Raw genomic sequence first — 24516 nt, 5'->3', positions numbered from 1 at the left:
CCCCTGGCCGCAGAAGGGACGGGCATGGCCCACACGCGCAGGAACCAGAGCCGTCTCAGCCGCGCGGAGCGTCGGCGCTTCGTCGACGCGCTCCTGAAGCTCAAACGGCGCGGCGAGTACGACGAGTTCGTCCGTATGCACATCGACTTCTACGTGTCGGACGGGGACGAGCGGCTGCGGGTCGCCCACATGGCGCCCTCGTTCTTCCCCTGGCACCGCCGCTTCCTGCTCGAATTCGAGCGGGCACTGCAGCGCGTCGACTCCGGCGTCACCGTCCCCTACTGGGACTGGACGAAGGACCGTACGCCCGCCGCGTCACTGTGGGGCGCGGACCTGATGGGCGGCAACGGCCGGCGCTCCGACCACCAGGTCATGACCGGCCCCTTCGCCCACAGGAACGGGCACTGGGTCATCAAGGAGGCCGTCACCGACGGGGAGTTCCTGATGCGGGACCTCGGGCGCCCCCACGACCCCGTCGCCCTGCCGACCGCCAGGGACGTGCGCCGGGCCATGGCCGACGCCCGGTACGACGTGGCGCCGTGGGACTCCACGTCGCCCGGCGGGTTCCGCAACAAGCTGGAGGGCTGGACGTCGGCGAAGGGCAAGGAGCGCTGGCGCAACCACAACCGTGTGCACCGCTGGGTCGGCGGGCACATGCTGGGCGGCGCCTCGGTGAACGACCCGGTCTTCTGGCTCAACCACGCCTTCGTGGACCTGCTGTGGGACCGGTGGCAGCGCCGCCACCCGCGCTCGGCCCCCTACCTGCCGGCCCGGCCGCCGGGCCCCGGCTCCGCCCAGCACGAGCGCATCGTCGCCCGCCACGAGCCGATGCCCCCGTGGGACGTCAAGCCGGACGAGCTCCTCTCCCACAAGGGGCAGTACACCTACGGAAGGTAGGAGCCGTCGGCGCAGGACGTGCGGCGGGACGGGACATGGCGAGGCCCCCGGCGGAACGCACACCGGGGGCCGGGCCGAGGCCGGTCAGCCGCCGTAGCCCGGACCGCCGTGGTGCCCGTGGTGCCCGTGGTGCCCGTGGTGGCCGTGGTGGTTCTGCTTGTCGCCACCGGGGTTGGCGCACTTGTTGCCGAACGTGGGGTTCAGCAGGCCGATGACGTCAACGGTGTTGCCGCAGAGGTTCACCGGAATGTTGACCGGGACCTGGAGCAGGTTGCCCGAGAGCACACCGGGGGAGTTGGCGGCTCCGCCCTGCGCACCGGCGTCCGCCATGGCCATACCGGCGCCACCGAGGATGACGGCACCGGTCCCGAGGGTGGCGACGGCTGCCTTCGCGATGCGAGACATCACGTTCTCCTTTGACTTTGGATTAAGCGGCTGCCTACACACAGTCGCGTCATTGCTAACGTCGGCCGTCAAGGCGAGGTCACGGCAGATGAGGGTTCGAATGCCGCCGGGGAGTTTCGATTTCACGGGAATCCGAACGGGCCGTCCGCGGGTCCATTGTGCAATTCGGAGAAGCGCCCGGGCCGAGCGACGCGCACCGGGAGCGATATGTGGGACAAGTTGGTCCGTGCGGGTGGCACGTGCCGCAGTGCTGGCGTGTCCCGCGTCCACGGCACGGCGAATGAGCTTCCCGAGTGAGGGCGCCGCGAAAACCGTGTCCTTCCCGGCTTTCAGCCGTTTCTGAGGACATGACATCAGCACGACGACTCATCGCCGCCGTCTCGCTGGCCGCGGGAGCAGCGGCCCTCGCCACGCCGTCAGCCCAGGCGGCGGCGCCGCCCAGCCCGGACGCGGGCAAGATCTCGCCGGTCGCCGTCCTCGACGACGTCACCAAGATCGGCATTCCCGAGGAGCGGCGCGCCGAGCTGCCGACCCTCGCGAGCCAGCTCAGCGGCCTCAACCAGCTCAAGAAGCTCGAGCAGCTGAACGAGCTGCACCAGATCACGGACCTGGTGGCGCCCGTCACGGGCCTGGTGCCCGGCATTCAATAGCCCGCGACAGCGGTCCGGCAGCAGGTCGGAGGAGATCCAGTCAGAGGAGATCCACTCCACGGCCGGCCAGATAACGCACCGGATCGATGTCGGATCCGTAGCCGCGACGGGCCCGTACCTCCAGGTGGAGGTGCGGGCCCGTCGCGCGTCCTGTCGCCCCGCTCCTGCCGAGCAGGGCCCCGGCGCGGACCCGCCGTCCCACGCGTACCGAGACCCGCGAGAGGTGGGCCACCAACGCGTAGTGGCCGTCGGGCATCCGCACCGTCACGGCGTTGCCGTACGCGCCCGACCACCCCGCGACGAGCACGGTGCCGCCGCCGACGGCGTAGACCGGCGTGCCCTGCGGGACGCCCAGGTCGATGCCGGTGTGATGCCCGGCGAGCCAGTCCCCGCGCACTCCGTAGCGCGCGGTGACCCTGAAGTCGCGCCGGAGGGGCAGTGCGTACTTCCGCGCCGGCTCTTCCTGCGGTGCGCGCAGCTCGTCCGGGGCGAACCGCTCGTCCGCCTCGGCCAGGGCGTCCTCGAACTCCGCGTCGTAGCCGCCGGTGCAGACGTCGTCGTCCTCGTGGGCGGCCGCGACGCGCGGGACGGCCAGCGACACCGCACCGCCGGCCAGCAACGCGGCGGCCGCACCCAGAGCGCGGCGCCGGGTGGGGGCCGCTTCCGTCACGCTCGCTATGTCGTGTTCCATGTCCGCCAGCACACTGGTGCCTGGCCCGCCGCGCATCTCGGGTTGAGCCGCCCGGGGTACGCCGCGCTACGCGGGCGGTGACACGCCCTCGTCCGTACTGCGCCCGGCGGGCGGCGGCCAGTGCGGACGGGCGGGCTCCGGCAGCGCGCGCAGGGCCTGCCCGACCGAGGTGTACGACGAGAACAGGGCCGTGCTCCCGCTGTGTTCGAGGAGCGTGGCCACCCGGCGGCCCACCCCCGCGAGCATCAGGTCGCCGGTCCTGCGGCGCAGGAGCCAGTGCAGGGCGAGCAGGCAGTTGAGGCCGCGCGAGTCGCAGAACGTCAGCGCGGTCACGTCGAGGATGATGTGCCGGTTGCCCGCGTCGACCACTCCGGCCACCGTGTCCATGAAGTACTTCTCGGAGGCCTGGTCGAGTTCGCCGCTGACCCTGAGCACGGCGCAGACGTCGGAGTGCGCGAGGGCCGCGATGGACAATCGGTGGGGCGGCGTGCCCATCGCACCTCCAGGGGCCGACATCGTTTGCCGTTCGACATCATGTCCGATCCGGCTCGGGTGATCTGCTCTTTGCGGGTATACAGGATCGGCGGGAGTACGTCAGCCACTGGGGGCAAGTCCCAGCTGACGCGCGGACGGCGACGAAGGACGTCCTACGACGACACCGTGTCCGCTTTCGGTCGTTACGCTCCCTATGCGCATACCTTGGTCATCCGTGTTGCCCCTCCTCCCGGCCTACATGATGCAGGAGCGTGCGTGAAGATCGATTGCGTCGGCGGCGGGCCTGCCTCCCTGTACCTCGCCATCCTCGCCAGACTGCGGGACCCGGACCACGAGGTCACCGTCCACGAGCGGCACGCCGCAGGCACCAGCTACGGCTGGGGCGTGACCTACTGGCCCGACCTCCTCACCGACCTGTACGCCCACGACCCCGTCTCCGCACGGCTCATCGAGGAGAACTCCGTCTGCTGGCGGGGCGGATTCGCCTACGTCGGCGACCGGACCACCGCGCACGACGGGGACCCCGGGCACGCCATCGGCCGCCACCGGCTGCGCACCATCCTCGCGGGACGGGCCCGCGATCTTGGCGTACGGCTGAAGTTCGGCAAGGAGATCGGCAGCCTCGCCGAGCTGTCCGGCGCGGACCTCGTCGTCGCCGGGGACGGCGCGCACAGCGGGCTGCGCACCGCGTACGCCGAGGAGTTCGGCACCCGGATCACCACAGGTGCCAACCGGTTCATCTGGCTCGGCACGACCCGGGTGTTCACCGCGTTCACCTTCGCCTTCGTCGAGACCGACCACGGCTGGATCTGGTGCTACGCCTACGGGTTCAGCGGCGAGCACAGCACCTGCGTCGTGGAGTGCTCCGAGGCGACCTGGACGGCGCTCGGCTTCGGCCGGACCGGGAACGACGACACCCTGCGGCTCCTGGAGAAGCTCTTCGCGGAGCTGCTCGACGGCCACGCGCTGCTCGGCCGCAAGGACATCGAGAGCCACGCCCAGTGGCAGGCCTTCCCGACGGTCACCAACACGTCCTGGTCGCACGGCAACCTCGCGCTGATCGGCGACGCCGCGCACACCACGCACTACTCCATCGGGGCCGGCACCACGCTCGCGCTGCGCGACGCGATGGGTCTGGCCCGCGCCCTGGGCTCCGCCGCCGGGCCACCGGACCTCCCCGCCGCCCTCACCGCGTACGAACGGGAGCGCAAGCAGGCGCTGCTCTCGGTGCAGAGCGCCGCCCGGCACAGCGCCCAGTGGTACGAGAACCTGCCCCGCTACATGGGCCTGGCACCGCACCAGATGTTCGCCCTGCTGGGCCAGCGCCACTCGCCGCTGCTGCCGTACGTGCCGCCACAGCTCTACTTCCACCTGGACCGGGCGGTCGGCAGACTCCAGACCCTGCGCAGGATCAAGCAGCACCTGGGCCCACGAGTCGCCCGCACGCTGCAGAGCCGCCGGGCAGGCGCTTAGAGCCTGTGTCATATCCCCGGCCGGGTGGTCGCCGCCTGGCACGCACGCTCGCCGCGTTGCCGAAAAGCCCTAGTAGCTCCGCTACGAGGACTTCCCGGCGCCTTGCGATCGCACGCACCAGACGACGCCCACTGATCCGACCGGGGATATGACACAGGCTCTTAGGCCGTCGACCGCCTCCCCCGGCGGGGTCGGTGCCGCCGGGGGAGGCGTGACCTGACGGGACTGGCCCTAGCGCGGGCTGAAGCTCTGCGAGCTGGTCTTCACGGACTTCAGGCCCATCTCGGCCACGGTCAGGCCGGTCTTGCCCGCGTCCATGATCTGCTTGCCCGTCCCGGTCGGGTCCGCGAGGGCCTTGCCGACGGTGTGGCCCACGTTGCGGTGGCCCTCCTCGGAGGGGGCGGCGTGGGCGGGGGCGGCCGCGGCGACGGCGGCGGCGGCCAGGGAGAGCGACAGGGCGGAGAGCATGCGCTTCGAGTTGTTCATGATCTCTCAAACGGCACAGCGAGCCGGAGGGTGCGCCACCGCCGACAGGAACCCGGGCAATTCCACCGTCCGAGCGACGTGTGCGACCCGAGCGGCGTGCGGCGCCTCGTCAGAAGTGCATCATCGCCATCAGCTCCGGGCTGCGCAGACCGGCGGGAACCTCCGGGAGACGCTGGCCCGGACGCATCCAGCCCGCGCGTTCGGCGGCGGCGACGGCGTCCGCCTCGGCCTCGTCGGCCGCGGCGTTCAGCGACTCGTCCCTGCCGAGCGCGTCCCGGCCCGCGGCGGCCGACGCGGCCTGCGACGCCTTGAGGGCGGACCGGCAGGCGGCGTCGGCGGTTCCGCTCCCGCCGTCGTGCACCCGGCCCACCTGGGCGGCCTGCGCGGCGGCGGCCGCGGCGTTGCGGGCACAGCGGGCGTCGGCCGCCGGGTCGGGGGCGCTCTCCGCGAGCACTGCGAGGGCCTGGACGGACACGCGGGCGGCGTGTGCGGCCTTCCAGGTGCTGTCCTGCTCCGCCGTACCGTGCCGCTCGATGTGCTGGAGGACGGCGGCGGCGCGGGAGGCGGCGCTCCGGGCGCGTGCGGCGTGCAGGGTCCGGAGCGTTGGGGTGGGGGAGGCGGGGGAGTGGGGTGAATCGGATGCTACGGGCGTTACGGGGGCTGGGGACGCTTCGGGTGCTTCGGGTGCTTCGGGTGCCTCGCTCATGGCCGTCTCCTCGTCTGCCGGGCGCGGGGTCTCGGGGGCCGGGCCTCGGATGCCGGGTGGCGGGCAGGGTGGCATGTCCGGGCGCAACAGGCCATACGTACGCCGGGCTTCGCTCCGGAGGCGGAGGCGGAGGCGAAGGCGGCGGAGGGAGGGAGGTGGCGAGGGGTGGTGCGGTCCTCACTCCCCGGTGGCGGGGTGCTGCTCGCGGGGCGGGAGCAGCAGGTCCCGCTGGGGGTGCTTCTCGCCCATGACGCTTCCCTGGATGCCGAGGTCCCGCCGCGCCGCCTCGTGGAAGTCGTTGATCGCCCGGAACGCGGCGCGGTTGCGCTCCCGCCACTCGGCCAGGCTCCCGCCGATCCGGCCGGTGGCCTGCCAGTCGATCTCGGAGAGCAGGGCGTTGAGGTCGTGCCCCGCCTCGATGGCGTCGTCGCCCCCGAGCAGCATCACCCGTTCGAAGGCACTGCCCCAGACCCGGCCGGCCTCCGAGAGGTCCTCGCGGAGTTCCTGTTCCGTCCGCTCGCTCGCGCGCAGGTTCTCGCGGAACTCGTAGAGCCGTACGGAGAGGGCGATCCTGGCCTTCGCGGCGTCGACGTAGTTCCCGTAGGCGTCGACCTTTTTGTCGTCCCAGCGGGTCGACAGCAGGTGCCGGTTCCGGCTGCGCTCCATCAGGTAGTTGGTCGCGTGGGTGGTCAGCGCGCCGAGCAACACGGCGCCGACGGTGACGAGTTGCTCCCCGGTGCCCAACACGAACCGCCCCCAGCCATGGCTCCCCAAGATGACCGGACGATCCTACGAGCCGGCGCCGCACGGGAAACCCCGGCCCGCCTCTGGACGAAGAGCCCCGTCTCTATACGAAGAGCCCCAGCGCGTCGTCCACCGACCACGTCTGCCAGCTCATGGCGAAGAGGCCGACCGCCGAGGCCAGGGCCATCGTGAAGTTCTGCCCCTGCTCGGCCCAGTCGTGGATCATCAGCACGAGGTAGATGAGGTTGAGGACGAGGCCGCCGACGAGGGCGACCGGTGTGAGGAACCCGGCGACGAGGCCGAGCCCGATGGCGAGTTCGGCGTACGCGACGACGTACGCCATCAGTCGCGGCCTGGGCCTCACCACCGTGTCGAACCCCGCCCGCACGACGGGCCATCGGTGCTTCTCGGCGATGCCCGCCGCCCAGCCGATCCCGCCGCCCTTGAACCAGTCCTTCTTGTCCTTGTGGCGCCAGCTCTCCAACCACCACAGGCCGAGCCCGATCCGGAGAACGGCCAGCCACTCGGCTCCGCTGAGCCAGATCGTCTGCATCGAGCGCCCTCCCGGTGAGCGAAGCTGACGGGTCGTCAGTTCAGCGGATGGCGGCCGAACGCGCAAGAGGAAGCGGGGGCGTTCTCGTCGCGGGCGTCCGCTTGCCGTCACCCCGGCGAGGCCATAACCTCAATCTGATGGTGCGTCAGATTTGGGTCGAGGAAACCGGCAGGCAGTAGCAGGCAGTAGGGGGCACAGCAGTGGTCACAGCGGCGGACAGCAGCGAGGTCGGCACCAAGGAACTCCCCCGGGTCATCAGCGTGGACGACCACGTGATCGAGCCCGCGCACCTCTTCGAGACGTGGCTCCCGGCCAAGTACCGCGACCGGGGACCGAAGCCCTTCACCGCGGGCATCGGCGATCTGGAGTACATCGGCGGCAAGTACAGGTTCACGACGGACCCGGCCGGTCAGATCACCGACTGGTGGGAGTACGAGGGCAACATCTTCCCGTACAAACGCATCATCGCCGCCGTCGGCTTCTCGCGCGACGAGATGACGCTGGACGGCATCACCCGCGAGCAGATGCGGCGCGGCTGCTGGGACCCCAAGGCCCGTATCGCGGACATGGAGATGAACCACGTCGAGGCCTCGCTCTGCTTCCCGACCTTCCCCCGCTTCTGCGGGCAGACCTTCTCCGAGGCCAAGGACAAGGAGGTCGGCCTCGCCTGCGTCCGGGCGTACAACGACTGGATGGTCGAGGAGTGGTGCGGCGACAGCGGCGGACGCCTCATCCCGCTCTGCCTGATCCCCCTCTGGGACGTGGACCTCGCCGTCGCCGAGATCAGGCGGAACGCCGCCCGTGGGGTGCGCGCCGTCACCTTCAGCGAGATCCCCACCTATCTGGGCCTGCCGTCGATCCACTGCGGGTACTGGGACCCGTTCTTCGCGGCCTGCGAGGAGACCGGGACCGTCGTGAACATGCACATCGGCTCGTCGTCCCAGATGCCGGCCGCGTCCCCGGACGCGCCGCCCGCGGTGCAGGCGTCGCTCTCCTTCAACAACGCGATGGCCTCGATGATGGACTTCCTCTTCAGCGGGGTCCTGGTCAAGTTCCCGCGGCTGAAGCTCGCGTACAGCGAGGGGCAGATGGGCTGGATCCCGTACGCCCTGGAGCGCGCCGACGACGTCTGGGAGGAGCACCGGGCCTGGGGCGGCGTGAAGGACCTCATCCCGGAGCCGCCGTCGACGTACTACTACCGGCAGATCTTCTGCTGCTTCTTCCGCGACAAGCACGGCATCGAGGCGATCGAGACGGTGGGCGTCGACAACGCCACGTTCGAGACGGACTACCCGCACGTCGACTCGACCTGGCCGCACACCAAGGAGGTCGCGGCCGAGCACGTCGGCCATCTCCCCGCGGAGGTGGCGTACAAGCTGCTGCGCGGGAACGCGATCCGCATGCTGGACCTGCCGTTCGACCGGGCCTGAGAGCCTGTCTCTGAGACCGGCCTGCCTGAGGGCGGGCCTGAGACCGGGCCTGAGGGCGAGCGGCCGGGGGCGGGCGGATACGGTTTCGTCCGACCCCGACGAAAGAGGCGACCGGATGAGCACCCCCCTCTCGGAGACGTTGGTCACGCTCGGCCGCAGGTACGTGCGTGACGCGCCAGGCACCTTCGGCAAGGCCGCGCTGGCCGCCCGCTTCCTGAACCCCCGGCTCCGGGAGAACCCGCGCCGGCGGGTCGTCGCCGACCGGCACGGCCTCCGGTTCGCCGTCGACACCCAGGACCTCATCCAGCGCTACGTGTACTTGTTCGGCGCCTGGGAACCCCACATGACGCGCTGGCTGCGGGGGCGCCTCGGCGCCGGGGACGTCTTCATCGACGTCGGCTCGAACGTGGGCTACTTCGCGGTCCTCGGGTCCCGGCTCGTCGGCGCTGAAGGGCGGGTCGTGGCGATCGAGGCCGCGCCCGCGTTCCACCGGAGGGTCCTCCAGCACGCGGAACTGAACGGCTGCGCCAACATCCGTGCCGTCAACGCCGCCGTGTCGGACGAGCGCAAGCCGCTCACGTTCATCCTCGCCAGCTCGCGCAACATGGGCGCGAACAGCATCGTTCCGTACGACGGCCCCGCGGAGTCGACCTTCGAGACGGAGGCCCGCGTACTGCCGGAACTCCTCGAACCCGACGAGCTCACCCGCGCGCGGGTGATCAAGATCGACGTGGAGGGGGCCGAGGGCGGCGTCATCAGGGGCCTCGCCCCCGCCCTCGACCGCCTCCGCCCCGACGTGGAGATCGCCGTCGAGGTGACCCCCGACCGGATGGAGCAACTCGGGGACTCGGCGGAGGAGTTGCTGAAGACCATGCGCGAGGCCGGGTTCCACGCCTACCGGCTGGTCAACGAGTACGCCGCCGACAGCTACCCGGAAGCGGTCCGGCGGCCCGTACCGCCGGTGCGGTGGCGGGAACCGCTGACCGGCGAGACCGAGCTGGTCTTCTCCCGGGTGGACGCGGAGACGCTGGACTGAGCCGGGGCGGGCGACTGGCCGGGCGCCGAGCCGGGCGCGTACCGGGGGCGCGTCGGCCGCCCTCAGCTCCCGTGCCCCGCCCTCAGCTCCCCTCCGCCGGAAAGCGCCACCCGAACCCGGCGAGCGCCCTCGCCCGCGCCTCCACCACCGCCATGCGCGCGTTCCGCTCGCCCGTGTCGACGTGCGCGCTCTGGCCGGTCGCCTGGCCCTCCCACTTGCGGTAGAGCAGGCCCACCTCGGAGGAGAACCAGCCCCGGGCAACGGAGTTGAGGGCCAGCAGGAGCCCCGTGTCCTCGGAGGCCGGCAGCGCCATCCAGCCGCCCAGCGCGACGAGCAGATCGCGGCGGACGAAGAGCGTCGCCGGGTGGACCGGCGCCCGGTAGTCGTGCGCCGCCCAGTAGTCGAGCACCGCCCCGCGCTCGACGGGCCCGTGCTCGGGGTCGCCGGGGAAGCCCGCCGTGGAGCCGTCGGGGAGCAGGTCGAGCACCCGCGAGGTGGCCCAGCCGATGTCCGGGTTCCCTTCGAGCGCCGCGAGGTCGCGGGTGAGCGCCCCGGGAGCGAGCTGGTCATCGGCGTCCAGGATCTTCACGTACGCGCCGTCGGCGTGCGCGAGGGCCATGGTGCGGGCGACACCGGGGCCGCCCGGCCGCCCCTGCCGGAACGACACCCGCGCGTCGTCCGGCACATGGGGCGCGACCTGGTCGGTCCTGCCGTCCTCCTGGATGAGCCAGTGCCACTCCCACCCTTCGGGGAGTTCCTGCTCGCAGAGGGATTTGTAGGCGTCCGCGAGGAACGGCGCCGAGGGCGCGTGGACGGCGGTGACGATGATGACGCGCCGGCGCACGGCACTCACCACCTTTCCAGTGGAGTGGTGAAGACCGCTTCCGTGCGGTCGCCGGGCAGCGTGACGTCGGAGACCTCGACGACGCGGTTGTCGGTGTCGTACGACGTCTTGCGGAGCAGCAGGACGGACGTCCCCGCCGGAAGCTCCAGTTCCGCGGCCTCTTCCGGGGTCGGCGGGCGGGCGGTGAGGCGTTCCTCGACACGGTCGAGCTCGATGCCGACGGTGCTGAGCTGGTTCTGCGTGCCGCCGGGCCACGGCTCCCGGGTCTCGTCGAGGAGGGCGGGGTTTCCCGCCACCATGGCGCGGACCAGGTAGGAGGTGGCCAGGTTGAAGGGGGCGCTCTCGGCCGCGTAACGCGTCCGGTAGGTGCGCGCGACCAGCGGCGTGCCCCGGGGGACACCGAAGGCCGCGGCGAGGCTGTCGTCCGCGGGAACCTCGCGGTACGCGGCGTGGAAGACGAGGTCACGCAGTTCGAGCCCGGTGTCGCGCTCCGTGGCCCCGGTGCGGGCCCTGCGCTGTTCCGGCTGGTGCACGCGGTTCTTCTCCCACTGGTGGCGGGAGTTGTCGCGGAGCACCTTGGTCCGGACGCGGCGGACGAAGTTGCCGCGGCCGTGCTCCTTCTCGATCAGCCCTTCATCGCGCAGGAGCCGGAGCGCGTCGCGGAGCGTCGGCACGCTGCGCCGGTAGTGCTCGGCGAGCTTCGTCTCGGCGGGCAGCCGCTCGCCGGGCCGCAGCAGACCGGTGCGGATGGCCCCGCGGAGGTCGTCCGCGATCTGCTCGTAGGCCTTCGGTGTGGCGCTCACCCTCCGTACCCTACGACTCCTCAAGAGGAGTTGACGAGCGCGCCGGACGACGGGCCGCACTCCGGGCCGTCCCGGGCCCTGTCCCATTCTTGGCGGGTAAGCAATGGCCGAAAGTTTCCATACGAATCGATCTCGAATCGGCCTCAAGCCGATCTTGAGTCGCTCTCAAGCCGATGCTGCGCCGATCTCGCGTCCTAAAGCCGGTGAGGGGTGCGCGCCGCGGAAAGTGCCGGGCAAGTGCAGGGCAATAGCGGGCCCGGACATGGAAGGGCCCGATCGCTGGCGACGGGGGATGCACCAGCGATCGGGCTCTGTATGTAACAGTAACAAAGGTGCCGCAATGTGGGGAGTCAACTCGGCGACGAAAGTACGGAGTTGTGATCGGGATCACGTCGGGAGATCCGCGGCGGATCGGCGGAAGATCCGCACGTGATCGGCGCGAGAACCGCATGTGATCAGTGCCGGAACCGCCCGCGGAGAAGGCCGGACAAGCGGAAGACAAGCGGAAGACGAGCGGAAGACGAGCGGAAACAGCCGCCGTCCAGGCCCTTCTTACCCGTCACACGGCGGCTCGTACGAGAGGCGCGAAAGATACTCATCCCATTTATCCCGCGTCAGAACACCCCGTGTGGTCGAGCAAATGCGGTTAACGGCCGCGTCGGTGTCCAAGTTCCACAGCCGGACCGTATCGGTGCCGCTCGACACCCCGAGCATGTGGCTTTGCGGGTTGAACGCCAGGAAACTGCCCGTCTTGGCGTTCGGACTCATCGACTGGCCGATGGCGGAGGCGTCGGAAGGATCGGCGACGTCCCAGAGCCGGACCGTGTTGTCGTTTCCACCGGTCGCCAGGGTGCGGCCGTCCTTGCTGTAGGTCAGCGACACGACCGCGTCGGTGTGGCCCGTCAGGAGGGCGGCCCGCCGCGGCGCCTCGCGCGGGTCGGAGAGGTCCCAGACGCGGACCGTGCCGTCGTCGCTCGCGCTCGCGATGGAGCGGCTGTCCGGGCTGAAGGCGACCCGGTTGACCGGACCCCGGTGCCCGGTGAGGGGCGCGCCGCGCCGGGTCGCGCGGGCCGGGTCGGTCACGTTCCACAGCCGGACGGTGCCGTCCGCGCTGCCGCTCGCGAGCGTCCGGCCGCCCTTGTCGAAGGCGAGGGAGTTGACGTACCCCTGATGGCCGGTGAGCGGACGGCCGAGCCTGCGCAGGTGCGCCGGCGATGTGACGTCCCACAGCTGGATGGTGCGGTCGGTGTCGGCGGAGGCGAGGACCCGCCCGTCCGGGCTGAAGGCGAGGGCCGCCGCGAACCGGGTCCGCAGCGCGACGGGCGGCCCGTACGGGACGGCGTGCCGGGGGTCGGAGACGTTCCACAGCTGCACGGCGCGGTTGCCCGTGAGCACGGCGAGCGTACGGCCGTCGGGGGAGAAGACCGGCGCGCGCAGGTTCCCGCCACGGGGCTCGAACGGTTTGCCCAGCGCCACCGGCCGGTCGGGGCGCGCCACGTCCCACAGCCGGATCTTCTCGTCGCTCGCGGCCGTGGCGAGCATCTTCCCGTCGGGTCGGAACGCCCCGACGCGGCCGAGCATGTCCGACGGCGGGATCGACCAGAGGCGGACCTTGTTGTCGCCGCTCCCGGTGGCGAGCGTGAGCCCGTCGGGGCTGAAGCCGAGGGAGTACATTTCCCCGCTGGTGCCCGCGAGCGGCTCGCCGACCTGCGAGGGGTGCGCCGGGTCGCGGACGTTCCACAGGCTGGCGGTGCTGTCCGCGCTGGCGGCCGCGAGCATGCTGCCCGCCTTGTTGAAGGCCACCGACCACAGGGGGCCGGTGTGGCCGGTGAGCGGGGTGCCGAGTGACTTCGCCCGGCGGGGGTCGGTGACGTTCCAGAGTCTGATCGTGCTGTCCGAACCGCCGCTGGCGAGCGTGGTCCCGTCAGGGCTGAACGCCACGGAGTGCACCGTGCTCGTGTGCCCGCGCAGCACGTTCTTGATCGGTTTCACCCGGCGTGGATCGGCCGTGTTCCACAGTCTGATCGTGCCGTTGTCCCCACCGGCCGCGAGCGTCCGCCCGTCGGGGCTGAACGCCACGGAGCGTACGGCGGCCGTATGACCGGTCAGCGTGCCGATCGCCTTGGTGTGCGAGGGGCGGGTCACGTCCCAGAGCCGCACGGCGCTGTCCTCGTTTGCGGAGGCCAGCGTGCGCCCGTCCGGGCTGAAGGCGAGCAGGTAGATCGTGCCGCCGTGCCCGGGCACGGGCGCGCCGATGGGACGCGGGTGGCGGGGGTCCCGCACGTCCCACAGCCGCATCGTGCCGTCGTCCGAGGCACTGGCGAGGGTGTTGCCGTCCGGGCTGAAGACCGCGGTGCTCACCCAGCTCTTGTGGCCGGTCAGCGGCTTGCCCAGCGGTTTGGGGTGCTTCAGGTCGGACACGTCCCACAGCCGGACGGTCCGGTCGTAGCTGGCGGTGGCCAGGACCTTCCCGTTCTTGCTGAACGACGTGAGGTACACCGCGCCCTTGTGGCCGAGGAGCGGGGTGGCCAGCGGCGCGTTCACGATCGAGATCAGCCGGTTCCGGGTGGCCTCGTCGTCGGGCCGCAACCGGTGCGCCACCAGGTCGAGCTGGGCGGAGAGCGAGGGATCGGTGTGCTGGGCACGGTCGGCCTCCGCGACGACCTGCTGGAACACCGCGTCGTCGCGCTGCTGGCGGGCGACCACCGCCGAGACGACGGCCACCACCGCGAGGACGACCAGAGTGGCCACCGCGCCGCGGGCGATCCAGACCGTACGCCGGCGCAGCCTGGCCGAAGCGGCGAGGAACTCCACCGCGCCCCGGGTCAGGAACGTGTCCCCGGCGGTCCTCGCCCAGGCGCGGGCCTGCTCCAGACGCGAGCCCCGGTAGAGCAGCGCCGAATCGCGTTCGGAGTCCTCCCAGGCCTTGCCGTCCTCCTCCAGGCGCTGGCGCAGCAGGTTGTCGTTCCTGTCCTCGTCGATCCAGTCGCGCAGCCGGGGCCAGGCGTGCAGCAGCGCCTCGTGCGTGATCTCCACGGTCTCCGCGTCGAGGGTCACCAGCCGGGCGCGGACCAGCGCCTCCAGGGACTCCTCGGTCTTGTGCGGGTCCGTCGCCTCCTCCGCCAGCTGGCGGCGCGTCCCCCGGCGCCGGGTGTCCTGGGTGTCCTCGCCGAGCCGGACGAGGCGGAGCAGGAGCAGCCGCGCGGCCGTGCGGGCCGCAGGGTCGAGACCGGACCAGGCGCGCTCGGCGGTCGCCGCGACGGCCCCCTGGATCCCGCCCGCCGCACGGTACCCGGCAAGCGTCAGCCGTCCCGTCTTCCGCCGCTGCCAGGTGGCGAGCAGGGCGTGCGAGAGGAGCGGCAGCACGCCCGCGTCGTGCGCGCCGCGCGGCCCGTCCGTACTCACCTCCCGGACGATCAGCTCGGCAAGACCGGGTTCGAGCTCAAGTCCCACGGCCTTGGCGGGCCCGGCCACCGCCTTGCGCAGCTCCGTGGTGGTCAGCGGGCCGAGCACCATGTGCCGGTGCTGCAACGCGTCGGCGAGCTCGGGGTAGGCGAGGCACTCCTCGTAGAAGTCGGCGCGTATCCCGAGGACGACGAGAGCGGCGGCGCACGGCCGCTGCTCACCCGCCGCGTCGCTCTCCTCGCCGGACGGGTGGACGCCGGACGGGTGGACGCCGGACGGGTGGACGCGGGGCTGCCGGTCACCGGGTTGGCAGACGGCGTGCAGCAACCGGACGAAGACGCGCCTGTCCGACTCGTCCGGACAGAGGGTGAAGGTCTCCTCGAACTGGTCGATGATGAGGACGGGCCGGGTACGCGCGGCACCCGAGCGGCGCTCCGCCCAGGCGGCGACGCCCTCCCGCACCGCCCGCACGAACTGCTCCGAGCCGGACCCGACGTCGTCCTTCGCCGCTTCGGCCCTGGCCGCCGCGACGGCGGGAGCGAGTTCGGGAATGTGGCGGACCAGCGCGGCGACGGGATCGCTCCCGGGCACGAGCTGAAGCACGGGCCCGGTGGCCGCCCCCTCCTCCCCACCCAGCGTGCCGTTTTCGAGAGTGGGTACGAGACCGGCGTTGAGGAGGGAGGACTTTCCGGCCCCGGAGGCGCCCACGAGCATGACGAGGCCGCCCGTTTCCTCGGCCGCGCGGAGCTGGGCCACGAGGGCCTCCGTGCTCCGTTCCCGGCCGAAGAACCACTGGGCGTCCTGCTGGCGGTACGAGGCGAGGCCCCGGTACGGGCACACGCCGGGGGCGGCCGCGGCCTCGGCCGCGACACCGCCCTCGTCCTCCTCACCACCGGAGGCGCGCTCGCCGACCGGGTCGGCCACGGCGCGCTCCCAGAGCCGGTGCCACTGGGCCATGTCGTACAGGCCCGCGGAGACCGGAGCGGGCCGCTCGCGCCGCGCCTCGGGGATCAGGACGTGCAGCACCGCGGCGAGGGCGGCGAACTGGGCAGGCACGTTCTTGGCCCGCCGCCAGTCGCTGATCCGCTGGGCGGACACGCGTACGGGACGCCCGCGCTCGTCGACCCGCTGCAGCCGCACGACCGCTTCGGCGACGCGTTTGAGGGGCGGGTTGCCGGCCTCCTTGTACAGGAGCGCGAGACGTTCCGCGAAGCTTGTGCGTGCCCCTGAGTCGGAACTCAAGGCCTCCACCCCTTACTTCCGCCGCACCTGGACATCCGGACCGGAAAACTCACTTTATACGGCTGACCTGCGGAGAAGGCGTCCGGACAGGACGCGAACCTCCTCCGGAAGGGCTGCAACTGGCAGGATCTCGTCGCAGTAGCGAACCAACCACGCAGCGTCCGGGCAGGTCACCGGCTCAGGGCCCACAGAGGCGGCACAAGCCACCGATCGTTCTGAGCCCGCCTTGCGTCGGAGACACGACGGACGCGTCGCGTGGGCTCGAAGGAACAGCGCAGTCGGCCATACCGGGACCGCTTTCACATTCGAACGCGAATCCTGACTTTCCCCGATCCGCGCCGATACGCAGTTGCACGGCGTTCGGCGCTGTACGCGTCGATCGGTGCCGGTCCCCACGAGGGGAGGGACCGGCACCGATACGACGCGTTCTGTCGTTGGGGGGCTGCATGTCGGACGACTCTCCGCACCCGGCGCGTACTCCGGCCGACTCCGCCCTGCGTCAAGGGCCCGGCAAGCGATGAGGCCCTGCCCGGTGCGCTGGTGGTTCGAAGGGGAGCACCGCGTGTCGCGGCCGGGAGGAGTACGCCGATCAGCGGGCCTGGCTCCGGCGGAAGGCGGTGCCCGGACCACCGTCCGGTGTGGCGGTTGGGGACCGCTGTGAGGCCTGGTGCAAGGGCGTACCGATGCCGGGGGTGCGGAGCACGGGGGTGCAACTGCCACGGGCTTCGGCTGTGTCCCTCCAGGCAAGAGCGCCACCGGGGGAGCCGTCGGCAGGACGTGACGGGTTTCAGGCGGCGCGTCGGGCGACGGTTTCGAGGAGGGCACGTGGAACACCGGGGATACATCCGGATGGCGGGGGCTGCCGTGGCACTGGCGGCCGGTGGCGTCATGGTCACGGCCACCGGGGCGGCAGCCGCCCCCGTGGGCGGGTCGGCAGCCGCCTCGCCCACGGCCGTGGCCGCGTACAACAAGGCGTGCGGCACCGGCTACAAGGTCGTGAACCAGATCAACATAGGGACGGCGGGGACGTCCTACCTGACCTACAACTCCGCGACGGGAAAGAACTGTGCCGTGACCATTCGCCGCACAGCGGGTCCTGCCGTCCACATGTACGTCTGGGTCCAGCGGGACGACACCAGGGACTACGCCGACGACGACGGCTACTACCGGTCGTACGCGGGACCGGTCTACCTCAGCGCCAGAGGCCACTGCGTTTCCTGGGGCGGCGTGATCGCCGACGAGTCAGCAGGCAGGAACGGCACCAACTGCGGCCGGATCGCCCGGTGACCACGCTCCCCTGCCGGCTGGTGGCTCTCGCCGGCAGGGGAGGGGGCGCCGGATGTCGTAGCGGCGTACCGCCTCGATCCACCGCGTCTCCCCTTCCTGATCCCGCTCGGGCGACTCCCTGCCTTCCGTCCTGTTCGTCGTCCGGCCTGTTCCGCGCCTTGTGCGCCTTGTGCGTCTTGAGCTGATCACTCGGGCCGCTGGGTGCGGGCGCCGTACGCGGGGAGAGCCCGCAAGCCGCCTGCGTACAGCGGGGCTTCAGGTGCGGCGAGCGGCGATGCGGTCAGGAGTGGGCCAGCGGACGTCCCGTACCCACCCGAACAGTTCGAGGAGACGGATGACGGCGGCGGAGGGGTCGAGCTGGCCGCGCTCGATGCCGTGGGAGGGCGCACAGGCCCGGGAAGGCCTGGGAGACGGCGCGGATGTCGCGGTCGGCCAGCAGATCGGGGGCGTATCGCTCGGCGGGGGTGGGGTCGTTGCGGAACAACCAGCCGACGTGGGCGTGGGCCAGGCCGCGCAGTTGGCCGCGCAGGTGCGTGCCGTAGCGGTAGGGGGAGTGCGGATCGCCGGGGCGGTCGGTGAAGGCGTGATGGCGGCGGTGTGTGGCGACCCAGCCGATGACGTCACCCTGGAAGCTGATCGACCCGGCCACCGCGAGGGCGATCCGCACAGGCCGGGCGGCCCGGTATCCGCCATGGGTGAGGCCGCGGTGGAAGCCGACCGTGATCCCGAGCCCCGTGATCACGTACAGGGCGAGGGCAAGCACCACGTCAGCGGGGTGGATGAGGCGCCCCACAGCAGCCGGACGGCCAGGCCGAGCGCGAGGAACGGCAGGACGACGATCACTGCTGTCACCGCCACGTACAGGCGCGGTGCTTGTCCGAGTAGTCCGCCCGCCCGTCACCGACGCGGTCGCACTCGGCGAAAGTGCCGTCCAGCAGGACGAAGTCCGGGTCGGCTTCACGCAGTGTCCTGAGCAGGCCCGGTGCGTGCCCGGCGAGCAGGTCGATGACCGCGGTGGTGTAGGCGTGGGCGGTGGACTCGCTGATCCCGAAACCTGCGGCGATCTGCGCCAGCGTGATGTGCTCACGTAAGTACACGAGCGCCACCATCGCGCGTTGAGACGGGCGTAGCTTGCAGCGCCGGTCCCCCTCGCGGGTGACGATGAGCATGGTGACCCACTCCACGAGCGCATGCGGCACGTCGAGTGCGGCAGGATGGATGACCAACGAGGCCCCCAGGGCTGCTTGGTTGAGACGTCAGACATCTCCATCAACAATCCGGGGCCTCGCCTGTTACGCGCCCTCAGCCGCCACCCGATCGGTGCCCAGACTGAAGAAGCGCAGTGACGAGGACGAGGAACGGATTGCCGTCATCCATCGGTCAGCCGCTGGATGGCCTTGAGCGCCTGACCCGCTCCGTCCTCGGTCACCAGGTGTTGCGCCGCTTCTGCGGCGGCTCGACTGTGTGCCTGCTGCTTCACTACTTGGTCGAGTGAGTCGGCGAGCCGTTCGGCGGTGAGGGACCGGAAGGGGATTGGGTCGGTGGCGGCGCCGAGGGCGGCAAGTCGCTCCGCCCAGAACGGCTGGTCCGCGGTCACCGGTACGGTGACCGCGGGCACTCCAGCGCGCAACGCGGCGGCCGCGGTGCCGGCCCCGCCATGGTGGACCACCGCAGCCAGCCGTGGAAACAGCAGGGCGTGCGGTACGTCCCCGATGGTGAGCACGTCGTCCCCGGCGGCGGCGAGCCCGGCACTGCCGGCTTGGAGGATGCCGCGCAGCCCGGCGCGGCGCAAGGATCGCACAGCGATCTCGCTCAGCCGTTCCCCGTCGCCGGACGCCATGCTCCCGAAGCCGATGAGGACGGGCCGGGGTCCGGCACGCAGGAAGTCCTCCAGGTCAGTAGGCAGCCGTTCGGTCGCATCGTGATGGGGCCACCAGTTGCCCACGACCTCCAGGCCGGAGCGCCAGTCGGAGGGACGGGGCACCAGGGCCGTGCTGAAGCCGTGCAAGATGGGCCAGTTCGCCTGTTCCTGTCGTCGACGCATCTCGGAAGGTGAGGTCGGGGGCAGCTGGAGGCGGTGGCGCAGCTTTGCGACAGCCTGTTCGTAGACGCGGTCGGCCATCCGCAGTGCGAAGCGTCCGGTGGCCCGGTTGGCGAGACGGCCCAGTGAGCGGGAGCCTGTGACGACGGGCGGGAAGTCGCCGGTCGGTGCGGTGGGTTGGAGGTACACGCCGAGGCTCGGTGTGCCCGTGGCCTCGGTGAGGTGCCAGCCGAGCGGGGCTGTGGTGGTCGACAGCAGGAGCAGGTCCGTGCCATCGTCCATCACGTCGGCGAAGCCCTGACCCAGTTCGGTGATGAAGGCGGCAGCGGTGCGCATCAGTTCACGTTTGCCTGTGACGCTGCCACGCACCCGTGTGTCGGCCGGGAGGCGGCGGAATTCCAGCCCTGCGTCGCGTACGAGGGGTGCGAGGGTGTCTGTGGTGGCGATCGCAACGTCGTATCCGGCCCGGCACAGTTCGGCGCCCAGACCCGTGTAGGGCGCGACGTCGCCGCGCGATCCGGCCGTGGCGATCAGGATCCTCATCGGTCCTCCTCGAAATCGGTACGGCCACCTGCGTGGCGGGCCGCGTTGGCGTGAACCGCCTTGCGCGTATAGGCGGCCAGGCCCGGGCGTTGCTGCGACGGCGGTATGACCAGAGCGAACGCGCGCGGGTCGGCGATGAAGTCGTCCGCGATGCGCCGGTGCATGTCGGACGGGCAGGAGGTGAACCATCGTGAGATGTGCAAGCGGTGCGCCTCGGCGAGGTCCATGGCCCGCTCGCCGTTGCTCGGCTCCCCCTCGTCGAAGGCCGCGAGCAGCTCCGTACGCCAGGCGGCGGCCTCGCCCATGAGCTGGCGCCAATCCTCTTTGGTGTGAGCAGCCGCGCGCGCCATCGCCTCGCGCTGTCCCTGCGAGTGCGCCCACTTCAATTCTGCCTCGGTGGCATAGCTCAGGTCGAAGGTGATCTCACCGAAGACCTCGAAGCGTTCCTGAGGAGTCAGGGACACCCCGGTCTTCTGGACCTCTATCGCCCGTTCCGCCACCTCGGCCAGCCGCTGCAGCCTGGCGATCTCCTCACTCAGCTGCCGCTGCCGGGCCCGGAGCCGCTCCAGGGGGTTCACCTGCGGATCCTTGAAGATCGCGGCGATCTCGTCGAGAGGGAAGCCGAGCTCACGGTAGAAGAGGATCTGCTGGAGACGGACCAGGTCAGCCTCACTGTAGAGCCGGTAGCCGGCGTGGCTGCGGTCACTGGGCGAGAGCAGTCCCGCCTTGTCGTAGTGATGCAGTGTCCGCACCGTCACCCTGGCGAAGGCCGAGACCTGCCCCACGGAGTAGCTCATCCACCTGCCCTTTCGTCGGTACACAGCCTCAAGCCTGACGTAAGGGGAGGGTCAACTCGCGCTCGCTGGGCCTCGGAGGTGAGGACGGAGAATATTCACCGGTCCGCGAGCTACGGCCCATTGGGCTTTTCAGGGTGGCCACCGCACTGCGGCCTCACCTCCACCCAGCAGACCGCGAACCGGGCGTTGGCCCGGACCCGCGCCCCGGTCGAGCGCGGCGTTGCCCGCCTCAAGTCCTGGCGGAGCTTCCGTCACACCCGCTGCAGCCCGAACCGCACGACGTCAATCGCCAAAGCCGTACTCACCCTGGAGCGGCACCGCTGAAGAACCTCACTGTACGGACGACCTGGACGCCATCGGCGGCATCTGCTCGGCTCTTGGGCCGAAGACGGACGCGATGGAAGACCTCCCAGGCGCGATGTCGGAGCCATGGTCTTCAGGCCTTCCCAGAGATGGTCAGCTTAGGGTCGTGAAGCTGACCTGGGACCACGTGTTTCTCAGGGGCAGGCCGGACGCCAATCCGCCGCAGCCTCCGCACATCGCCGTGTGGCGGTCGGTCCGGCGTGGCGGGGACACCAAGACGCGGAAGTCCCGGCGCACGCTCGCCCTGCCCGCGCGGTGCGTGGAAGTGCTGTGGGCGCAGTTCGAGGACCAGGGATGGGAGCGCCTCGCCGCCGGTGACGACTGGGAGGAGAACGGGCTGGCCTTCTCCTCGGCCGTCGGCAAGCCGCTGGCCGCCACCAATGTCCGTCACGCCTTCCGGGCGGCGCGCAAGGGTGCCGAGGGGATCAACGCCGCCGAGTGGACGCCTCGGGAGCTCCGGCACAGCTTCGTCTCGCTGCTGTCCGGCAGCGGCGTCCCCTGGAGGAGATCTCCCGGCTCGTCGGTCACTCCGGGACGGCCGTGACCGAAGAGGTCTACCGGAAGCAGATCTGGCCCGTGATCCAGACCGGCGCCTTCAAACGGGCCCCGGAGCGCTAGTCACGCAGATAGAAACAGGTGAGGCGCCTACTCTCAAGAATAGGCGCCTCACCTGCTGTTTTGGCTGTCGGGGTGGCGGGATTTGAACCCACGACCTCTTCGTCCCGAAGCAACTTGGGTGGGGGTGGTGCCTTGGGCCGGTGTGGGCCTCACCTGCGCTGATGGTCCGCAGACGTTCGCGGTCGTCCGCCGGTGTTCGTCGGCGTTGTCACGCAGTTAGACACTCACTTGCTCAGCGCTCGATGTTCTACCTCTACTCAGGGGCAGGCCCGGCACATCCTCGTACCCACCTGGCTGTCAACGGTCCTGGCAGAGAGCGGGAAGGCCGCTACGGAAGGGGCGGTATGAGGAGCCGTTCGCGCGAGGTGTGATGCCGAGCTTCTTCTTCAGTGCGGTCAGATGTTAAGCGTCCGCGGCCGCCTGCTTGGCTTCACCCTCGGCGGCCCGTGACCGTGCGGCTCCAGGGGCCAAGACGATCCGCTTGGCCTTCCTTGGACGCAACCCAGCTGTCCGCGCTGTCCTTAGCATTACAGGCTACCTACCATTGCGGTCCCCGCCAGATTTGACACCGTCAAGCCATCGGCGATGTGAGTAGCTTTCGATAGCCGCCGCTACAAAATTCTGCATTTCTAGACAGGGCACGATAAAGAGCTGCCTTCCAGTGATTTACGCCCTTTCTCTCGGCTCCTCGAGCCAAGGCGCTAAGAGTTGATCGCAATCCTGAATCGCCGAGGGAGGTATATGTTTCATCATAAAGATCAATTTGGTCCGTTAGCTCGGCTATGGCCTCCATCTGATAGAAATCGAAAAGGCCAAGTATCTTGAACTGCCTTTCGACTCTCGTGAAGGTGAGGTTGTCTATTTTATCGGAGCGGTGCAAAGAGTATCTGATTGAGACGGTGCTTTCGACGTCTATTTCCGTGACCAATATCTCGACGTCCGGGAATTCATCGAAGTATGCGTGAAACATGAGTAGTCCGTCTACCTTGTCACACTCATCCCCTTTTAGTCGATTACACCTTTCACAGACAGGGATTAGGTTATCGGCCAGGATCGAATATTCCGGGAATGCATTTTTTGGAAGGAAGTGATCGAGGGCGCAAACCTGGGCTCTTTCACACAGCGGACACCGAGAGTTGCGAGTCAATGCTGTTCGGAAGATCGAGTTTCTGAGATCTTCCAGAGGACGGCCTCTGTCCAGGAGTGCGTAATTCCCCAGAAGGGCCTTGGTGAGCACATCGGAACCGTGGGCAAGCGACGTAAACCGGCGAATATCTCGCAGAACGTCCTCGTAGTCGCCATAGGCGTCGATGATTCCCGCGCGCACTCCCATGAGGACACGCCGAGAGGATGGTCGTCTACGGCTCACGGCGAGATCGAGGTCGGCCAGGCGATCTCTGTCCGGGCGAGGGAGTCGAATCATCTACCGGGCCGATCGCGGCTGATGCTCGCCAGGTAAGAAATGGACTGTGCGCTCATCTCGCCGTCGAACAGTTCCATGATCTCATCCAGGTTCAAGCTCTCCTGCATGGATCGGAGGGTTGAGTGATAGTCGGTCGCGTTGCTGTCCAAGTTGAATACGTGGCGCGTGAGCAGTCCTACATTTTCTGCAAAAGTTTCGATCTCTGGATTGGCGACAAGTGTGAGATCTCCAAAGCGCTGCAGGACCCTGACGTAACGACTGGGGACTTCCTGGAGGAGGACCGGGGAGTGCGTCGCCATCACGGCGTAGGAGTTGAACTGGTCCAGGGATATGTTGATGCTCTTGAGCAAGGCAGCCAAGAGCGGAGGGTGCAGGTGGGATTCGGGTTCGTCGATCAGAACCAATGATCCGGGCTCCAGGTGCGCTACGAGCTGCACGACAATGTTGAGCACGAGTTTGTGTCCGGTACTGAGGCCAGAAAACGAATTCCGCCACGAATCACTGTCGAAGGCGAAGGTGTCGGACAACTCAACTCGTTTGAAGGAAGGTTCTCGGCTCAGCGGAGAGAGGGCTGCTGTCAGCCTCTGTTTACGCTCGGGCGTACTAGCCCTAACGAGGGCGGACATGATGTCATCCTGGATCTCCTCGGCACCCTTGAGTGACCCGGTGCCGGGCGTGTGGGAATCAAGGCTGCGATTATATCTCCTAAGGCCACAATAGGTGTATCCGGAGACCTCGCCGCTGGATTCCAACCGATCCTCTTCTTGTCGGTTCTTCCCCGGTAGGTCGAACGTGTCGAAAGCGCTATATGAGATAGCTATGACCGATGAGAAGCGTGGCGCACCGCTTGTTCCTGGGAATTCTCCGTACCGCCGGATGAAGCTCTCGTCGGCTCGGTCGGTAAGGTCTGCATGCGCGGTGTTGGCTAGGTTGGCAAGGAGTTGCGTTTTTCCGCATCCGTTGTAGCCCACGACGACGTTGATGCGGCCTGGCAGGGGGTAGCGATCTGCGAAACCAAAGTTAATGGAGAAGGGATCTCCTCCAACACTCGTTCTGAACGTGAACCCGAGTTCACTGTCCTGCGAGGATATCGTTCCTTCGAACAGGGCTGTGGCGTCTCTCAATGCGAGTTCGGCGTTCCCGTAGCGCAGGAGTGAGGCGGCCATCGCCGGTTCGTTGGCGAACGATTCCCTGAGTGAGGGGTCGCTAGCGATATCGCGGAGCCCGAACAGAACACTGTCGCGCAATTCGACCGGAAGTCCGTGCAGCGCTTCATAGTAGGAAAACGCTTGCCCGAGTGAGCAATAACTATCATCGAGCTGGAAGAAACTTTCGGGGATCTCGGTGGCACCGCCGCTCTGCCCTCTTTTTATGATCTTTACGGATCCCAAGTCAATAGATGCCTCTGTTCGGGATGGATACAGATAAGCATCGAACATGGTTTTGAATCCAAAATCATCCCAAAGGTCGCGCCGAAGGACGAGTGCCGGAAGGCTGGACGGCACGGTGAAGCCCGCGCTGCGAGGCACTACAAGAAAATGCATCAGCGTACTCCAGACGTGTGTCCACCAGAACTCATATGCG

21 protein-coding genes and 3 pseudogenes are annotated in these 24516 nt (G+C 69.4%); 8 read left to right on the top strand and 16 right to left on the bottom strand.

From position 1 onward, the window contains the following. The first annotated feature begins 24 nt into the window (after positions 1-24). Entirely contained in the window at positions 25-897 is an 873-nt protein-coding gene (locus tag AC07DI_RS27115) for a tyrosinase family protein (RefSeq protein WP_478906517.1), read from the top strand. Positions 898-981: 84 nt separating this feature from the next. Here AC07DI_RS27115 and AC07DI_RS27110 read toward each other — a convergent pair whose 3' ends face one another. Further along, positions 982-1302, bottom strand: coding sequence for a chaplin (locus AC07DI_RS27110; RefSeq protein WP_478906515.1), 321 nt, complete (start codon positions 1300-1302; stop codon positions 982-984). A gap of 347 nt (positions 1303-1649) precedes the next feature. On the opposite strand from AC07DI_RS27110, the gene AC07DI_RS27105 reads away from it, so the two are divergent. Beyond that, a complete protein-coding gene (locus AC07DI_RS27105) occupies positions 1650-1952 on the top strand; it encodes a hypothetical protein (RefSeq protein ID WP_384262877.1) in 303 nt (100 codons plus the stop codon). Positions 1953-1992: 40 nt separating this feature from the next. Here AC07DI_RS27105 and AC07DI_RS27100 read toward each other — a convergent pair whose 3' ends face one another. Continuing rightward, positions 1993-2643 (bottom strand): M23 family metallopeptidase, encoded by a 651-nt coding sequence (locus AC07DI_RS27100; RefSeq protein ID WP_384262874.1) that lies wholly within the window; start codon positions 2641-2643, stop codon positions 1993-1995. 66 nt (positions 2644-2709) lie between these two features. Beyond that, positions 2710-3138: an STAS domain-containing protein gene (locus AC07DI_RS27095; protein WP_478906512.1), complete on the bottom strand. Its 429-nt coding sequence runs from the start codon at positions 3136-3138 to the stop codon at positions 2710-2712. 255 nt (positions 3139-3393) lie between these two features. On the opposite strand from AC07DI_RS27095, the gene AC07DI_RS27090 reads away from it, so the two are divergent. Beyond that, positions 3394-4611 (top strand): FAD-dependent monooxygenase, encoded by a 1218-nt coding sequence (locus tag AC07DI_RS27090; protein ID WP_478906510.1) that lies wholly within the window; start codon positions 3394-3396, stop codon positions 4609-4611. A gap of 231 nt (positions 4612-4842) precedes the next feature. On the opposite strand, the gene AC07DI_RS27085 is transcribed toward AC07DI_RS27090, so the two are convergent. The 4 genes from AC07DI_RS27085 to AC07DI_RS27070 all read right to left on the bottom strand — a co-directional run bounded on the left by AC07DI_RS27085 (position 4843) and on the right by AC07DI_RS27070 (position 7100). Further along, positions 4843-5097: a hypothetical protein gene (locus AC07DI_RS27085; RefSeq protein ID WP_384261763.1), complete on the bottom strand. Its 255-nt coding sequence runs from the start codon at positions 5095-5097 to the stop codon at positions 4843-4845. 109 nt (positions 5098-5206) lie between these two features. Continuing rightward, positions 5207-5803, bottom strand: coding sequence for a hypothetical protein (locus AC07DI_RS27080; protein WP_478906508.1), 597 nt, complete (start codon positions 5801-5803; stop codon positions 5207-5209). Between the two features lie 177 nt (positions 5804-5980). Continuing rightward, positions 5981-6547: a hypothetical protein gene (locus AC07DI_RS27075; protein WP_384261843.1), complete on the bottom strand. Its 567-nt coding sequence runs from the start codon at positions 6545-6547 to the stop codon at positions 5981-5983. A 103-nt stretch (positions 6548-6650) separates the two neighbouring features. Further along, entirely contained in the window at positions 6651-7100 is a 450-nt protein-coding gene (locus tag AC07DI_RS27070) for a DoxX family protein (RefSeq protein WP_384261767.1), read from the bottom strand. 200 nt (positions 7101-7300) lie between these two features. Here AC07DI_RS27070 and AC07DI_RS27065 point away from each other — a divergent pair, with 200 nt between their 5' ends. Together AC07DI_RS27065 and AC07DI_RS27060 are read left to right on the top strand one after the other, a co-directional pair. Further along, positions 7301-8530, top strand: coding sequence for an amidohydrolase family protein (locus tag AC07DI_RS27065; protein WP_384261769.1), 1230 nt, complete (start codon positions 7301-7303; stop codon positions 8528-8530). Between the two features lie 115 nt (positions 8531-8645). Next, positions 8646-9566 (top strand): FkbM family methyltransferase, encoded by a 921-nt coding sequence (locus AC07DI_RS27060; RefSeq protein ID WP_478906506.1) that lies wholly within the window; start codon positions 8646-8648, stop codon positions 9564-9566. An 82-nt stretch (positions 9567-9648) separates the two neighbouring features. On the opposite strand, the gene AC07DI_RS27055 is transcribed toward AC07DI_RS27060, so the two are convergent. From AC07DI_RS27055 to AC07DI_RS27045, 3 genes are all read right to left on the bottom strand, one after another. Further along, positions 9649-10410, bottom strand: coding sequence for a glycosyltransferase family 2 protein (locus tag AC07DI_RS27055; protein WP_478906504.1), 762 nt, complete (start codon positions 10408-10410; stop codon positions 9649-9651). 5 nt (positions 10411-10415) lie between these two features. Continuing rightward, entirely contained in the window at positions 10416-11213 is a 798-nt protein-coding gene (locus tag AC07DI_RS27050; RefSeq protein ID WP_478906502.1) for a GntR family transcriptional regulator, read from the bottom strand. Between the two features lie 552 nt (positions 11214-11765). Further along, on the bottom strand, positions 11766-15869 hold the full coding sequence (locus AC07DI_RS27045) for an nSTAND1 domain-containing NTPase (protein WP_478906501.1): 4104 nt from the start codon (positions 15867-15869) through the stop codon (positions 11766-11768). Positions 15870-16709: 840 nt separating this feature from the next. Here AC07DI_RS27045 and AC07DI_RS27040 point away from each other — a divergent pair. Continuing rightward, positions 16710-17147: a spore-associated protein A gene (locus AC07DI_RS27040; RefSeq protein WP_384261845.1), complete on the top strand. Its 438-nt coding sequence runs from the start codon at positions 16710-16712 to the stop codon at positions 17145-17147. A 280-nt stretch (positions 17148-17427) separates the two neighbouring features. Here AC07DI_RS27040 and AC07DI_RS27035 read toward each other — a convergent pair whose 3' ends face one another. The 4 genes and pseudogenes from AC07DI_RS27035 to AC07DI_RS27020 all read right to left on the bottom strand — a co-directional run bounded on the left by AC07DI_RS27035 (position 17428) and on the right by AC07DI_RS27020 (position 20528). Further along, entirely contained in the window at positions 17428-17913 is a 486-nt protein-coding gene (locus AC07DI_RS27035; protein WP_478906499.1) for a hypothetical protein, read from the bottom strand. A gap of 100 nt (positions 17914-18013) precedes the next feature. Next, positions 18014-18373, bottom strand: a pseudogene (locus AC07DI_RS27030) (helix-turn-helix domain-containing protein); the annotation flags it as partial. A 143-nt stretch (positions 18374-18516) separates the two neighbouring features. Then, a complete protein-coding gene (locus AC07DI_RS27025) occupies positions 18517-19731 on the bottom strand; it encodes a glycosyltransferase (RefSeq protein ID WP_478906498.1) in 1215 nt (404 codons plus the stop codon). Next, a complete protein-coding gene (locus AC07DI_RS27020; protein ID WP_478906496.1) occupies positions 19728-20528 on the bottom strand; it encodes a MerR family transcriptional regulator in 801 nt (266 codons plus the stop codon). The genes AC07DI_RS27025 and AC07DI_RS27020 overlap by 4 nt, the downstream gene beginning before the upstream one ends. 153 nt (positions 20529-20681) lie before the next feature. On the opposite strand from AC07DI_RS27020, the pseudogene AC07DI_RS27015 reads away from it, so the two are divergent. Both AC07DI_RS27015 and AC07DI_RS27010 read left to right on the top strand, forming a co-directional pair. After that, positions 20682-20852: pseudogene (locus AC07DI_RS27015) on the top strand (transposase family protein); the annotation flags it as partial. A 151-nt stretch (positions 20853-21003) separates the two neighbouring features. After that, positions 21004-21509, top strand: a pseudogene (locus AC07DI_RS27010) (tyrosine-type recombinase/integrase); the annotation flags it as partial. A gap of 571 nt (positions 21510-22080) precedes the next feature. Here AC07DI_RS27010 and AC07DI_RS27005 read toward each other — a convergent pair. Next, the gene (locus AC07DI_RS27005) at positions 22081-22836 is read right to left on the bottom strand and encodes an HNH endonuclease (RefSeq protein WP_478906495.1); all 756 of its coding nucleotides are present in this window, start codon (positions 22834-22836) and stop codon (positions 22081-22083) included. A 92-nt stretch (positions 22837-22928) separates the two neighbouring features. Then, positions 22929-24476, bottom strand: coding sequence for an AAA family ATPase (locus tag AC07DI_RS27000; RefSeq protein WP_478906493.1), 1548 nt, complete (start codon positions 24474-24476; stop codon positions 22929-22931). Between the last annotated feature and the right edge of the window lie 40 nt (positions 24477-24516).

Source organism: Streptomyces sp. NPDC044106 (assembly GCF_056433985.1).
The sequence above is the reverse complement of the archived record's forward strand: the minus strand, read 5'-3'. Positions and strand labels throughout refer to the sequence as shown.

Coding starts and splice junctions, on each gene's coding strand:
- AC07DI_RS27020 (WP_478906496.1), bottom strand. CDS start 20,528: ATGAGCTACTCCGTGGGGCAGGTCTCGGCCTTCGCCAGGGTGACGGTG.
- AC07DI_RS27000 (WP_478906493.1), bottom strand. CDS start 24,476: ATGCATTTTCTTGTAGTGCCTCGCAGCGCGGGCTTCACCGTGCCGTCC.
- AC07DI_RS27115 (WP_478906517.1), top strand. CDS start 25: ATGGCCCACACGCGCAGGAACCAGAGCCGTCTCAGCCGCGCGGAGCGT.
- AC07DI_RS27070 (WP_384261767.1), bottom strand. CDS start 7,100: ATGCAGACGATCTGGCTCAGCGGAGCCGAGTGGCTGGCCGTTCTCCGG.
- AC07DI_RS27095 (WP_478906512.1), bottom strand. CDS start 3,138: ATGGGCACGCCGCCCCACCGATTGTCCATCGCGGCCCTCGCGCACTCC.
- AC07DI_RS27025 (WP_478906498.1), bottom strand. CDS start 19,731: ATGAGGATCCTGATCGCCACGGCCGGATCGCGCGGCGACGTCGCGCCC.
- AC07DI_RS27040 (WP_384261845.1), top strand. CDS start 16,710: ATGGCGGGGGCTGCCGTGGCACTGGCGGCCGGTGGCGTCATGGTCACG.
- AC07DI_RS27080 (WP_478906508.1), bottom strand. CDS start 5,803: ATGAGCGAGGCACCCGAAGCACCCGAAGCACCCGAAGCGTCCCCAGCC.
- AC07DI_RS27085 (WP_384261763.1), bottom strand. CDS start 5,097: ATGAACAACTCGAAGCGCATGCTCTCCGCCCTGTCGCTCTCCCTGGCC.
- AC07DI_RS27060 (WP_478906506.1), top strand. CDS start 8,646: ATGAGCACCCCCCTCTCGGAGACGTTGGTCACGCTCGGCCGCAGGTAC.
- AC07DI_RS27105 (WP_384262877.1), top strand. CDS start 1,650: ATGACATCAGCACGACGACTCATCGCCGCCGTCTCGCTGGCCGCGGGA.
- AC07DI_RS27110 (WP_478906515.1), bottom strand. CDS start 1,302: ATGTCTCGCATCGCGAAGGCAGCCGTCGCCACCCTCGGGACCGGTGCC.
- AC07DI_RS27100 (WP_384262874.1), bottom strand. CDS start 2,643: ATGGAACACGACATAGCGAGCGTGACGGAAGCGGCCCCCACCCGGCGC.